The sequence below is a fragment of the Saccharothrix sp. CCNWYY140 genome, assembly GCF_037401995.1.
Lineage (GTDB): Bacteria > Actinomycetota > Actinomycetes > Mycobacteriales > Pseudonocardiaceae > Actinosynnema.
The window spans coordinates 30,587-42,827 of record NZ_JBBEGC010000063.1; the positions used below are offsets into that span (position 1 = coordinate 30,587).

The 12,241-nt window shown below is 70.2% G+C and carries 14 protein-coding genes and 1 riboswitch; of the genes, 10 read left to right on the forward strand and 4 right to left on the reverse strand.

The features are described from left to right. The first annotated feature begins 64 nt into the window (after positions 1–64). The 3 genes from WBN91_RS24895 (at position 65) to WBN91_RS24905 (ending at position 4,450) form a co-directional block, all read left to right on the forward strand. The gene (locus tag WBN91_RS24895) at positions 65–775 is read left to right on the forward strand and encodes a phosphatidylserine decarboxylase (protein ID WP_337724930.1); all 711 of its coding nucleotides are present in this window, start codon (positions 65–67) and stop codon (positions 773–775) included. A gap of 5 nt (positions 776–780) precedes the next feature. Then, the gene (pssA, locus tag WBN91_RS24900) at positions 781–1,806 is read left to right on the forward strand and encodes a CDP-diacylglycerol--serine O-phosphatidyltransferase (RefSeq protein ID WP_337724929.1); all 1,026 of its coding nucleotides are present in this window, start codon (positions 781–783) and stop codon (positions 1,804–1,806) included. 478 nt (positions 1,807–2,284) lie between these two features. After that, positions 2,285–4,450: an AAA family ATPase gene (locus tag WBN91_RS24905; protein ID WP_337724928.1), complete on the forward strand. Its 2,166-nt coding sequence runs from the start codon at positions 2,285–2,287 to the stop codon at positions 4,448–4,450. A gap of 64 nt (positions 4,451–4,514) precedes the next feature. Here the strand turns inward: WBN91_RS24905 and WBN91_RS24910 are convergent, their stop codons facing one another. Next, positions 4,515–5,135, reverse strand: coding sequence for a LytR C-terminal domain-containing protein (locus tag WBN91_RS24910; RefSeq protein WP_337724927.1), 621 nt, complete (start codon positions 5,133–5,135; stop codon positions 4,515–4,517). Beyond that, on the reverse strand, positions 5,132–5,443 hold the full coding sequence (locus tag WBN91_RS24915) for a DUF3263 domain-containing protein (RefSeq protein WP_121223461.1): 312 nt from the start codon (positions 5,441–5,443) through the stop codon (positions 5,132–5,134). The genes WBN91_RS24910 and WBN91_RS24915 overlap by 4 nt, the downstream gene beginning before the upstream one ends. A gap of 106 nt (positions 5,444–5,549) precedes the next feature. Here WBN91_RS24915 and WBN91_RS24920 point away from each other — a divergent pair, with 106 nt between their 5' ends. Both WBN91_RS24920 and WBN91_RS24925 read left to right on the forward strand, forming a co-directional pair. Next, complete coding sequence (locus WBN91_RS24920) at positions 5,550–6,137, forward strand: peptide deformylase (protein ID WP_337724926.1); 588 nt, start codon at positions 5,550–5,552, stop codon at positions 6,135–6,137. 43 nt (positions 6,138–6,180) lie between these two features. Next, complete coding sequence (locus WBN91_RS24925; RefSeq protein WP_337729403.1) at positions 6,181–6,417, forward strand: LysE family transporter; 237 nt, start codon at positions 6,181–6,183, stop codon at positions 6,415–6,417. On the opposite strand, the gene WBN91_RS24930 is transcribed toward WBN91_RS24925, so the two are convergent. Further along, complete coding sequence (locus WBN91_RS24930; RefSeq protein WP_337724924.1) at positions 6,304–7,056, reverse strand: hypothetical protein; 753 nt, start codon at positions 7,054–7,056, stop codon at positions 6,304–6,306. The genes WBN91_RS24925 and WBN91_RS24930 overlap by 114 nt on opposite strands. A gap of 110 nt (positions 7,057–7,166) precedes the next feature. Continuing rightward, a riboswitch (TPP riboswitch) is annotated at positions 7,167–7,290 on the forward strand. Between WBN91_RS24930 and thiC the strand changes: the two genes are divergently transcribed. The 4 genes from thiC to WBN91_RS24950 all read left to right on the forward strand — a co-directional run bounded on the left by thiC (position 7,281) and on the right by WBN91_RS24950 (position 11,174). Further along, positions 7,281–8,933, forward strand: coding sequence for a phosphomethylpyrimidine synthase ThiC (gene thiC, locus WBN91_RS24935; protein ID WP_337724923.1), 1,653 nt, complete (start codon positions 7,281–7,283; stop codon positions 8,931–8,933). It overlaps the preceding riboswitch by 10 nt. A 1-nt stretch (position 8,934) precedes the next feature. Next, entirely contained in the window at positions 8,935–9,747 is an 813-nt protein-coding gene (thiD, locus tag WBN91_RS24940) for a bifunctional hydroxymethylpyrimidine kinase/phosphomethylpyrimidine kinase (RefSeq protein ID WP_337724922.1), read from the forward strand. A gap of 18 nt (positions 9,748–9,765) precedes the next feature. Further along, positions 9,766–10,578 carry a class I SAM-dependent methyltransferase gene (locus tag WBN91_RS24945; protein WP_337724921.1) on the forward strand — a complete coding sequence of 271 codons (813 nt, stop codon included), beginning with the start codon at positions 9,766–9,768 and terminating at the stop codon, positions 10,576–10,578. Positions 10,579–10,613: 35 nt separating this feature from the next. Next, on the forward strand, positions 10,614–11,174 hold the full coding sequence (locus WBN91_RS24950) for a VanZ family protein (protein ID WP_337724920.1): 561 nt from the start codon (positions 10,614–10,616) through the stop codon (positions 11,172–11,174). Here the strand turns inward: WBN91_RS24950 and WBN91_RS24955 are convergent. Then, positions 11,101–11,628: a TetR/AcrR family transcriptional regulator gene (locus WBN91_RS24955; RefSeq protein ID WP_337724919.1), complete on the reverse strand. Its 528-nt coding sequence runs from the start codon at positions 11,626–11,628 to the stop codon at positions 11,101–11,103. The genes WBN91_RS24950 and WBN91_RS24955 overlap by 74 nt on opposite strands. A gap of 77 nt (positions 11,629–11,705) precedes the next feature. On the opposite strand from WBN91_RS24955, the gene WBN91_RS24960 reads away from it, so the two are divergent. Beyond that, complete coding sequence (locus tag WBN91_RS24960; RefSeq protein WP_337724918.1) at positions 11,706–12,158, forward strand: SRPBCC domain-containing protein; 453 nt, start codon at positions 11,706–11,708, stop codon at positions 12,156–12,158. Positions 12,159–12,241: the final 83 nt, after the last annotated feature.

The following is a 12,241-nucleotide window of genomic DNA, read 5'->3' on the forward strand; positions in this document are numbered from 1 at the left end:
GGCCGGGTGCCGCCGGCGTAGCGTGTGGCCGGTCGAATGACACGTGCCCCGACCCGGAAGAGCCATGACCGTCGATCGCGACAACAACAGTGGTGCCGTCTCCCACTTCCTCGACCTCGCCAAGGGGATCGTCCCCCCGATGAACCCCGCGGGTCGCCCGTTCGTGCTGGGTGCGGCCGTCGCCACCCTCCTGCTGCGCCGCTTCTCCAAGCGCGCGGGTGTCGTCGGCGCCCTGCTGACCGCCTGGGTGGCGTGGTTCTTCCGCGAACCCAAGCGCACCACGCCCACCCGTCCCGGCATCGCCGTGGCGCCCGCCGACGGAACGGTGTCGCACGTCGTCGAGGCCGTCCCGCCGGCCGAGCTGGGCCTGGGCGAGGTCCCGATGACGCGGATCAGCGTGTTCCTGTCGGTGTTCGACGTGCACGTCCAGCGCGTGCCCGTGTCCGGCACCGTCAAGCAGGTGAGCTACCGGCCCGGCAAGTTCCTGTCGGCCGACCTGGACAAGGCCAGCGAGGACAACGAGCGCAACACCGTGTGGCTGCGGTCGTTCGACGGCCACGACGTCGTGGTCGTGCAGATCGCCGGCCTGGTGGCGCGGCGGATCGTGTGCCACGTCGTCGAGGGCGACAAGGTCGCGGCCGGCCAGACCTACGGCCTGATCCGCTTCGGGTCGCGCGTCGACCTCTACGTGCCGGCGGGCAGCCGGGTGCTGGTCGAGGCGGGTCAGAAGACCATCGGCGGCGAGACCGTGCTCGCCGAGCTCCCGGAGGGCTGACGCACATGGCTCCCAGCGGCCCAGGGGTCCGGCTGCTGCCCAACGCCATCACCGTGCTGGCGATGTGCGCGGGCCTGTCGGCGGTGTACTTCGCCATCAACGGGTTCTACGGCGCGGCCATCGCCTCCATCGCGATGGCCGCGGTGTTCGACGGGCTGGACGGCCGGATCGCCCGCCTGCTGGACGCCACCAGCAAGATGGGCGCCGAACTGGACTCGCTGGCCGACGCCATCTCCTTCGGCGTCGCGCCCGCGCTGGTCATCTTCGTGTGGCGCTTCGACTCCAGCCGCGAGGGCTGGGTCGTGGCGCTGATCTTCGCGGTCTGCATGGTGCTGCGCCTGGCCCGCTTCAACACCCTGCTGGAGGTCGAGCAGCCGCCGTTCGCGAAGGAGTTCTTCGTGGGCGTGCCGGCGCCGGCCGGTGGGTTGTTGTTGCTGCTGCCGCTGATCCTGGAGGAGCAGTTCCGCCGGCCGGGGTGGTGGTCGGAGCCGTGGGTGGTCGGGTTGTGGACCGTCGCGGTGGCATTGCTGCTGGTCAGCCGCATCCCGACGCTGTCGGTGAAGACGATCAAGGTCCCGCCGCGGGCCGTTGCTCCGCTGTTGGTGGGGGTGGCGTTGTTGGCGGCGGCGATCATCACGTTCCCGTTGGTGGCGTTGATCGCGGCTTCGTTGGTGTACCTGGCGCATCTGCCGTATTCGGTTCGGCGGTATCGGTGGTTGGCCAAGCATCCGGAGGCCTGGTCGGTGCCTGCTGCGGATCGGCGGGCTATCAAGCGGGCTCATGGGGTGGCGGCTCGGCGGTTGGGGTTGCGGCAGCCGTTGGGTGGGCGGGTCGCTGGGGCGGCTATGCGGGCTGTTCGGCGGCCTCGTCGGGCGGTGGATCCGGCTCGGGTGGCGGCTGAGGCCAATGGCGCGCCTGGTGGGGCCGGGGCTCCTGGTGGGCCTGGTGGGCCTGGTGGCGCGGGTGGCGCGGGTGGTGGGAAGCGTCGGGGCTGGCGGCAGATCGGCCTTCGGCGGCACCACCGGTCCTGAGGGCGGCTGGCCGGGGTGACCTGAGAGTTGGCTACCGGTTTTTGTCGGTGTGCCGTGGGATGATTGAACCGGGGGCCGGAGGCCATGCCTTTGCTCCCGGTTCTCTTTTTCAAGAGCGAAAAGCGAAAAGCTAAAAGCTTGAAAGCGCCTCGCCGGCGGGCAGGCCGCCAAGGATGGACGAAAGAACAAGGGCGGGGGCTTCTTCCGTCATCCCCGTATGGCCTGGCGGAGCCAACCACAGATTTCCGGGGTTGCCGCTAAAATTTTTGCTCGTTCCTCACAAAAATTTCGGCTGCAACCCCGAAAATCTGTGGTAGCCCTTCGGGCAGGCCATACGGGGATGACGGAAGAAGCCCAAGTTGGGGGGTCTGCTGCGCGAGCTCCGTGAAAAGCGTGCGCCCTGCGGGCGCGTGGGCTGCGGGGGTGGCTTGGGGTGTTGGCCGGTCGGGTCCTTGGGGGTACGGCTTAGGCTCTTGGCGTGATCACGTTGACGGCTCGTCTGTCTCCCTCGGCCCTCGACACCCGGCGTGGCGTGGTGCGGATGCATCGTGAGGTGTTGGATGCCTTGGGGTTGCGGGCCTGGGATGCCGTCAAGTTGACCGGGGCTCGGGTGTCCGCCGCGTTGGCTGCCGCTGGGGATGGGCCGCCCGGGGTGGTGTTCGTGGATGACGTGACGTTGTCCAACCTCGGGGTTGTCGAAGGGGCCGAGGTCGTCGTGGCGCCGGTCGAGGTGGTTGGGGCTCGGGTGGTGACTGTGGCTGGGTCGCGGTTGGCCAGTACCTCGTTGACGCCTGAGACGTTGCGGATGGCGTTGACGGGCAAGGTGCTCACTGTCGGGGACGCCGTCTCGTTGCTGCCCCAGGACTTGGCTCCGCCGCCCGGGGTGGACGTGAGCGAGACGCGGCGGAAGTTGTCGCATGCCATCGGCATGACGTGGACCAACGAGTTGTTGACGATCACGTCCGTCGAGCCCGCTGGGGTGGTGGCGGTGCAGCCCTCGACGGTGGTGGGGTGGCGGGACGGGGCTCGGACGGGTGATCCTGTGCCGCCGAAGAGTGTTCCGGCCCCTCCTGTGGTGGAGGCCGTGCCGGTGGCGGATCTGGTGGGGCAGCACGATGCTGCTCGTCGGCTGACCGAGTGGCTTGACCTCACGTTCCAGCATCCCGAGCTGTTGACTCGGTTGGGGGCGGCGCCTCGGTTGGCGGCGCTGGTCAGTGGGCCGGAAGGGGTTGGCAAGGCGACGTTGGTGCGGGCCGTTGCGCAAGGGGTTGGGGCGGCGGTTGTGGAGGTGGCCGCGCCTAGCATCGCGGTGTTGGAGGCCAACGACACGGTTGCGCGGTTGAGGCAGGCGTTGGCGTCGGCCGGGTCGCCTGCGGTGCTGTTGGTGACCGATGTCGAGGCGTTGTTGCCGGCTTCGGAGCCGCCGCCGGTGGCGACGGTGGTGTTGGACGCGTTGCGTGAGGCTGTTCAGCGGCCGGGGTTTGCGCTGGTCGTGACTAGTGCGCATCCCGAGGCGGTGGACCCGCGGCTGCGTGTGCCGGAGTTGGTGGACCGCGAGTTGGTCTTGCCGCTGCCGGATGGTGTGGGGCGGACCGAGTTGCTGCGGGTGCTGTTGCGGGATGTGCCGTTGGAGCCCGATGTGGACCTGGGTGTGGTCGCGGATCGGACGCCTGGGTTTGTCGCGGCGGACCTCGTGGCGTTGCGGCGGGAGGCTGCGGTGCGGTCGGCGTTGCGGCAGCGGGATGTCGACGAGCCGCATGTGGCACAGCAGGACCTGTTGGGCGCGTTGGAGACCGTGCGGCCGATCTCGATGTCCACTTCGGACACCCTGCGGACCGGCGGGCTGACGTTGGACGATGTGGGCGACATGACCGAGGTCAAGCAGGCGCTGACCGAGGCGGCGCTGTGGCCGTTGCAGTACCCGGACTCGTTCGCGCGGCTGGGTGTCGCGCCGCCGCGCGGGCTGCTGCTGTACGGGCCGCCGGGGTGCGGGAAGACGTTCCTGGTGCGGGCGCTGGCGGGTAGCGGGCGGCTCAACGTGCTGTCGGTCAAGGGCGCGGAGCTGATGGACAAGTTCGTCGGCGAGTCGGAGCGGGCGGTGCGGGAGCTGTTCCGGCGGGCCGCCGAGGCCGCGCCGGCCCTGGTGTTCCTGGACGAGGTGGACGCGCTGGCGCCGCGGCGGGGGCAGTCGTCGGACTCGGGGGTGGGTGACCGGGTGGTCGCGGCGTTGCTGACCGAGTTGGACGGCGTCGAGCCGCTGCGGGACGTGATCGTGCTGGGCGCGACGAACCGGCCGGAGCTGATCGACCCCGCACTGCTGCGGCCGGGGCGGTTGGAGCGCCTGGTGTACGTGCCGCCGCCGGACGCCGACGCGCGGGCGGAGATCCTGCGGGCGGCGTCGCGGAACACGCCGTTGGCGGCCGATGTCGACTTGTCGGCACTGGCGGAGGAGTTGGACGGGTACTCGGCGGCGGACTGCGCGGCGCTGGTGCGGGAGGCGGCGTTGACCGCGATGCGGGAGTCGCTGTCGGCGGCGGAGGTGACGGCGGACCACCTGGCCAAGGCGCGGACGGCGGTGCGGCCTTCGCTGGACCCGGTGCAGTTGGCGGCGCTGGAGGCCTACGCGGAGTCGCGGAAGGTGTGAGCAAACGCTTGCGGGGGCCAGCCTCCGGCCCCCGTCTCCATTGTCCCACGGGGGTACGACAAGATCAGATCTTGCCGGAAGGGCCTTCGTAGTCCCTGGTGACGATCACGATGATGCCCGGTTGGGCGCCTTCGATGCCGTCGAAGCGGGGCTTGACCTCGGCGCGCAGGGCCTGGGCCAGTTGCTGGGCCGAGGCTTCCTCGTCGGTTCCCGGGCGGAAGTACACCGTGGTCGTCGGGATGACGCCCTGGGAGTAGTTGCCCGTCTCGACGACGTCCCAGCCGACCTTGCGCACGTCGTCGGATGCCCGTGCCGCGAGGTTCGGGATGTCGCTGTTGTTGTAGACGCGCACCGGGACCTTGTTCGGCACGGTGACCGGGGGTGGCGGGGTGCCCGTCGTGCCGGCGGTGCCGGTGGGGGCGGCCGTCGTGGTGGTGGGTGCCGGTGTCGTCGGGGAGGCCGTGGTGGTTTGCGGCTCGGTCGGGGTGCCGGTGCCCGGGGACTCCGTGGTGGTGGCGGTCTCGCTGGAGCTGCCGGTGGGTTGGGCGCCGGGTGGTTGGTCGTCGCCGCCGCCGGTGAACAGGCTCACCACGCCGATCACCAGGGCCAGGGCCGCCACGCCGATCAGCGCGAGGCCCGCGGCGCGGGCGGGGTGGGCGGAACGTGCGGGCTCCGGGCTGCTCATCGGCGTTCGACACCCGGGCGCTCGACGCCGAACCGGCGGGCGGCGCGGGCTCGTTGCCTGCCGGTCCGGGAGCGGCGCAGCCGCTTCACCAGCATCGGGTCCGCCGCCAACGCCTCTTCCTTCTCCAGCAACGCGTTGAGCAACTGGTAGTACCTCGTGGGGGACAGGTCGAACAGCTCCTTGATGGCCTGCTCCTTGACACCCGCGTACTTCCACCACTGGCGTTCGAAGGCCAGGATCGCGCGCTCCCGGTCGTCCAAACCGTCGTCCGGCCCCTCCGCCGGCGCCAGTGCCTCTGCGGCGTCCATCTGGCTCCTCAGCCCTACCTGGTGCGTGGCTGCCATTCAATCACGTGATCTTGGTCGGGGTCGGTTCATCGCCTCGGCGCGTCCTGACCCGGATACGCTTGTCGGCATGGCAGTCCACCCCATCGTCATCGCCGGCGAGCCCGTGCTCCACCACCCGACCAAGCCGGTCGAGGTCTTCGACGACCAGCTGCGCACGCTGATCGACGACATGTTCGAGACGATGGCGGCGGCGCACGGCGTGGGGCTCGCGGCCAACCAGATCGGGGTCGACCAGCGGGTGTTCGTCTACGACTGCCCGGACGACGAGGGTGTGCGGCACCGGGGTGTGGTGGTGAACCCGGTCCTGGAGACCTCCGAGGTGCCGCTGGGCATGCCCGACCCGGACGACGACTACGAGGGGTGCCTGTCGGCGCCGGGCGAGTCCTACCCGACCGGGCGGGCGTCCTGGGCGAAGGTCACCGGGTTCGACGGGGACGGCAAGCCGGTCGAGGTCGAGGGCACCGGGTTCTTCGCGCGCTGCCTCCAGCACGAGACCGACCACCTCGACGGGTACCTGTACCTGGACCGGCTCGTGGGCCGGCACAAGCGGGCGGCGAAGAAGATGATCAAGGCGAACGGGTGGGGCGTGCCCGGCCTGTCCTGGGACCCGGCGACCTCCGAGGACCCCTTCGCCGACGACGAGGACGACGACTGAGCCGAAAAGCCCTGGACGGCGGGGTGACGATGGCGGTGTGGGTGTGTTCGCGTTGTCGTTCCTGCCGCAGTTCCCGCCCGCGGACGCCGGCCGGGGCGCGTTGCTGCTGTTCGCGCTGGTCTGGGTGGCCGTCGACACGCTCTGGTACCTGGTGGTCGTGGGTGTCCTAGACCGGGTCCGCGGCCTTCTGGCCCGGACGCGGGTCCGGCGGGCGGTCGAGCGGGTGTCCGGGGCGGTGCTGGTCGGGCTTGGGCTTCGGCTGGTGCTCGACCCGCGCTGACCGGCGCCACGGCAGTTCGGGGAACCCGGCCAGTTCGACGTGGGTCGTGCAGCCGGCCAGCTCGGCGTACGCGCCCGCGAGGACGTGCGCCCGGATGCGCCGCACCTGGCCGGCCGTGGGCAGCTCGCCGACCAGCAGGAACGGCATCAGCAGCCGCCACGCGCCGACCACGGTCGCCCGCCGCCGGTGCGGTGCGCGCAACACCGCTCGCGCGACCCGCAACGCGTGCTCGCCGGCGGTCATGGCGTGCGGGTAGCCGGCGTGGTCCCACGCCCAGCGCAGCTCGTCCGCCGTGGCACACCTAACGCAGTCCACGGGACCTGTGGCGGGTTCTTCGCCGCAGTGCGCGCAGGTCACCAGGGTCATCGCCCAGTCGGTGCACGTCCACGGGTGGCGGCCCACCTCGTCGGCCAGCACCAGCTCGGCCAGCTCCTTCTCCCCCGCCCCGCCCTCGGCGAGCTTCTCGGCGGCGAGCAGCTCCTGCCAGTCCAGCAGCCAGTACTGGTCGACCAGCTCGGCGCAGTACCGGCAGGACGGGTAGCTCCGCCCGGCCGGCTCGCCGCACGACGGGCACGGCGAAACCGCAGCGGGACGCGTCACGCGCCGCGCGCCGGGCGGGAAGGGCTGGTGATCAGCCACGCGGAGAAAGGTACGCGCAAAGGGGGGTGCTTGGCATCCGCGTGCCGCCGTGGGCCGTCCGGGTCGGCCTTGGCATCCGACCGGGGTCGTGGCTATGGTCAGGCGGACAACTCAACACACGCGGGAGCTTGCGCCACAGCGGGCTGAGAGGGCGGCTGGAGGGGACTCCGGTGCCGCCGACCGCCTGAACCTGACCGGGTAATGCCGGCGTAGGGAGGAATGTCGTGACGGCACTTGACGACCGTTCGGTGAAGCCGACTGTCACCACCGGCCCGATCTCGGGCTCGCGCAAGGTCTACCGCGAGGTGGCCGACGGGGTGAAGGTCCCCTTCCGCAGGGTGGAGCTCACCAACGGCGAGCACGTCGACCTCTACGACACTTCCGGTCCGTATACCGACTCCGACGCGACCATCGACGTCCACAGTGGACTTCCCAAGCTGCGCGCGGACTGGGTCGCCGCGCGCGAGCCGATCAACGGCGCGGTGACCCAGTTGGCCTACGCCAAGGCCGGGATCATCACGCCCGAGATGGCGTTCATCGCCGCGCGCGAGAACATGAGCCCCGAGTTCGTGCGGGAGGAAGTGGCCATCGGCCGCGCCGTGATCCCGTTGAACCGCAACCACCCCGAGGCCGAGCCGATGATCATCGGCAAGAAGTTCCTCGTGAAGATCAACGCCAACATCGGCAACTCCGCCGTGACCTCCTCGATCGAGGAGGAGGTGGAGAAGATGGTCTGGGCGTCGCGGTGGGGCGCCGACACGATCATGGACCTGTCCACCGGCAAGCGCATCCACGAGACCCGCGAGTGGATCATGCGCAACTCGCCGGTGCCGATCGGCACCGTGCCGATCTACCAGGCGCTGGAGAAGGTCAACGGCGACCCGGCGAAGCTGTCCTGGGAGGTCTACCGGGACACCGTGATCGAGCAGGCCGAGCAGGGCGTGGACTACATGACGGTGCACGCCGGCGTGCTGCTGCGGTACGTGCCGCTGACCGCGCGCCGGGTCACCGGCATCGTCTCGCGCGGCGGGTCGATCATGGCCGCGTGGTGCCTGGCGCACCACAAGGAGAGCTTCCTCTACACGCACTTCGAGGAGCTGTGCGAGATCCTGCGCGCCTACGACGTGACGTTCTCGCTGGGTGACGGCCTGCGGCCGGGCTCGATCGCGGACGCCAACGACGAGGCCCAGTTCGCCGAGCTGCGCACGCTGGGCGAGCTGACCCACATCGCCCGCTCGCACGACGTGCAGGTGATGATCGAGGGTCCCGGGCACGTGCCGATGCACAAGATCGCGGAGAACGTGCGGCTGGAGGAGGAGTGGTGCGGCGAGGCGCCGTTCTACACCCTCGGGCCGCTGGCCACCGACATCGCGCCCGCCTACGACCACATCACCTCGGCGATCGGCGCGGCGCAGATCGGCTGGCTGGGCACGGCGATGCTGTGCTACGTCACCCCGAAGGAACACCTGGGCCTGCCCAACCGGGACGACGTGAAGACCGGCGTGATCACCTACAAGATCGCGGCGCACTCGGCGGACCTGGCGAAGGGCCACCCGGGCGCGCAGGACTGGGACGACGCGCTGTCCAAGGCGCGGTTCGAGTTCCGGTGGGAGGACCAGTTCAACCTGTCGCTGGACCCCGACACCGCGCGCTCGTTCCACGACGAGACCCTGCCCGCCGAGCCGGCCAAGACCGCGCACTTCTGCTCGATGTGCGGGCCGAAGTTCTGCTCGATGAAGATCACCCAGGACGTCCGGAAGTACGCCGAGGAGCGCGGACTGTCCACCGTGGAGGCGATCGAGGCGGGCATGGAGGAGAAGTCGCACGAGTTCACCGACCACGGCAACAAGGTCTACCTGCCGGTCGTGACGGACTGACATGTCCGTGACCCCACCGAAGGCCCTCACCATCGCCGGATCCGACTCCGGCGGTGGTGCGGGCCTCCAGGCCGACCTGCGGACGTTCTTCGCGTGCGGCGTGCACGGCATGACCGCCGTGACCGCCGTGACCGTGCAGAACTCCCTGGGCGTCACCGGGTACACCGAGATCCCGCCGGACGTGGTGGCCGCCCAGATCGAGGCGGTCGCGGGCGACATCGGCGTGGACGCGGCCAAAACCGGCATGTTGGCGTCGGCGGCGATCATCGAGGCCGTGGCCGACGCGTGCGACCGGGTCCACATCGGACGGTCGATCCCGTTCGTGGTGGACCCGGTGGCGGCGTCCATGCACGGCCACCAGCTCCTGCGCGACGACGCCCTGGACGCCTTGCGCGGCAAGCTGTTCCCGCGCGCGACCCTGATCACGCCGAACCTCGACGAGGTGCGGCTGCTGACCGGGATCGAGGTCCGCTCCCACGACGACCAGCGCAAGGCCGCCGAGGTGCTGCTGGAGTACGGGTCGAAGTGGGTGCTGGTCAAGGGCGGACACCTGTGGGACGACCCGGGCTGCCTGGACGTGCTGTACGACGGGACGGAGTTCATCGAGTTCCCCGGGCCGCGCTACGACGTCAAGCACACCCACGGCAGCGGCGACACGCTGGCGTCGTCGATCACGTCGAGGCTGGCGCGGGGTGAGGACGTGCCCACGGCGGTCGCGTTCGGCAAGGAGTTCATCGTGAAGTCGGTCGCGGCGGCCTACCCGTTGGGTGGCGGCGTCGGACCGGTGTCGCCACTGTGGCGACTGGAGGGCTAGAGGGCTAGCGTCGGTGGGGTGGACCGTGAACGGATCACGCTCACCGGCGCGCCTGAAACGATGCTCGCCACCCTCTACGCGCGTGCGCTGGACAGCCGCTCGCGCAAGCCGATCTTGAACGACACCGCGGCCCTCGATGCCGTGCGGAGGATCGACTACGACTTCCGGCGGACCGGCATCAACGCTTCTTCGGCGGCCGGTGTGGCGATGCGGGCCAAGAAGCTCGACGGCTGGACGCGGGATTTCCTGGGTTCTCATGAGAACGCGACCGTCCTGCACTTGGCGTGTGGGCTGGACACGCGGGTGTTCCGCCTCTACCCCGGCCCGCACGTCCTGTGGGTCGATGTCGACTTGCCGCAGGTCGTGACGTTGCGGGAGCGCCTGCTGCCGGTTCCGGACGGGGAGTACCGGCTCATCGCGTCCTCGGTGACCGACGACGGCTGGCTGGACGAGGTGCCCGCCGACCGGCCGACCGTCGTGGTGGCCGAGGGGCTGACCATGTACCTGCACGAGCACGAAGTGCGTGGGCTGGTCGAGAAGGTCGTCGGGCGGTTCGCGGGTGGCGAGGTGCTGTTCGACGTGTACGGGTCGGTCGGGATCAAGATGCAGAAGCTGGTGCCGGCCGTGCGCCGGTCCGGGGCGACCCTGCGCTGGGGGCTGGACGACCCGCGGGCGATCGAGGCGTGGGGCCTGTCGCTGGTGGAGGACGTGCGCGCCCTGGAGTTGCCGGAGATCGCGGACATGCCCGCGTCGGGCCGGATCCCGTTGCAGGTCATGGCCAAGTTGCCGGGGTTGAGGGACGTGGGCCGCATCCTCAGGTACCGGTTCTAGGCCAACCGGAGCAAGACTCACGCGTCTCATATGGCATGAGCGCACGACAGGACGCCTACATCGCGGAGCTGGTGCTGAGCCAACCCGAAGTGGTCGCCGGGTTGTTCCTCGGCGGGGTCGGGTTCGGCACGGTGGCCTTCTTCCTCGCCCGGTGGCGGGGGTGGCGGCCGGTGCCGGCGGCGTTGGCCGGGTGCGGCCTGGCGTTGGCGCTGGCGGTCACACTGGGCAGACCGGGGGTCTTGGACGCCGGCGTGGTCACCGCCGACCCCATCGGGTGGTGCGTGGCCAACGAGTTCTCGCTGACCGGGTCGTTGCAGCGGCTCAACCTGCTGATGCTGGTGCCCTTCGCGTTCTTCGCGACCCTCGCCACGAGACGGCCGGTGGTCGTGCTCGGGCTGTCGGCGGGGCTGAGCGGCGTGGTCGAACTGGTGCAGGCCACGACGGGCCTGGGCGTGTGCGAGGCGCAGGACTTCGCCAACAACACCGTGGGCGCTGGTGCCGCGGTGCTGGTGGGGTGGCTGATCACAGCCGCGATAGGTAGCGCGCGTAGAGAGCCCGAAGATCGACCTGCTCGGGATCCAGCAACCACAAGGTGACCGCGCCTTCGAGGAACGCCGCCAACTCCGTCGCGGCCTCCTCCCCCAGGATCCGGGCACACGCCGACCGAAGCGCCCGACTCCGCGCCAGGAACCGCTCACGCACCTCGGAGCCAGCCGCCGCCAGGTGCTCGGCCTGCAACACGATGTGCAGTGTGGCCAGCCCGGCATGGGCCTGCGTGTACTCGGCATCCGCCAGGAGAGCCGCGACCAGCCCGTCCCGCCCACCGTCGAGGTGCCCGGACACCCGAGCCGCCGCCCGAGCGTCGAACTCGTCGAGCACGGCCCGCAACAGGTTCTCCTTGGACCCGAAGTGGTGGATGACCGCCGAGGGCGTCACCCCGGCCCGCGCGGCGATGGCGGCAACACCGGTCCCCGCGTAACCCTGCTGCCCGAACAACTCGATGGCAGCGTCCACCATCACCCGCCGCCGCTCGACGCCGCGCTTCTGCACCTGCCCTTTGACCCCTGCGATGGCAGGGAGTTTATCCGGGTGCGCGGGGCGGGCACGGAGCATTAACCTGCACGACCATGCAGGAAAATGAGCTGAGGACCGAGATCCTCATCGACGCCCCGCCGAGCGCGGTGTGGGCGGTGCTGACCGACTTCGGCCGGTACCGGGAGTGGAACGACCTGATCGAGTACGTGTCGGGGCGGGCCGAGGAGGGGGCGGAGGTGCGCACGCGGGCGGCTTGGGGGTCGCCGGCGGAGCGGGAGTTCGAGGGGCGGATCACGGCGGTGGAGCCTCCGTCGTTGTTGGCGTCGGAGGGCGGGGATCCGGAGCTGTTCTTCGGGCGGCACCGGTGGGAGCTGAGTGCGGAGGGTGCGGGGACACGGTTGGTGAACCGCGAAGTATGGACGGGGCCGCTGGCGGAGTCGGTGTATGCGCAGAGCAAGGAGTTGCTGACCGATGAGTTCGACGCATTCAACAAGGCCTTGAAAACGGAGGCCGAACGCCTCAACGGCGCGCGCAGCGCACTGTAGCCCTAGCTACAAGTGGAGGGCCTCGGTTCCCCCACCGTATGGCCTGCCCGAAGGGCTACCACAGATTTCCCGGGGTGCAGCCG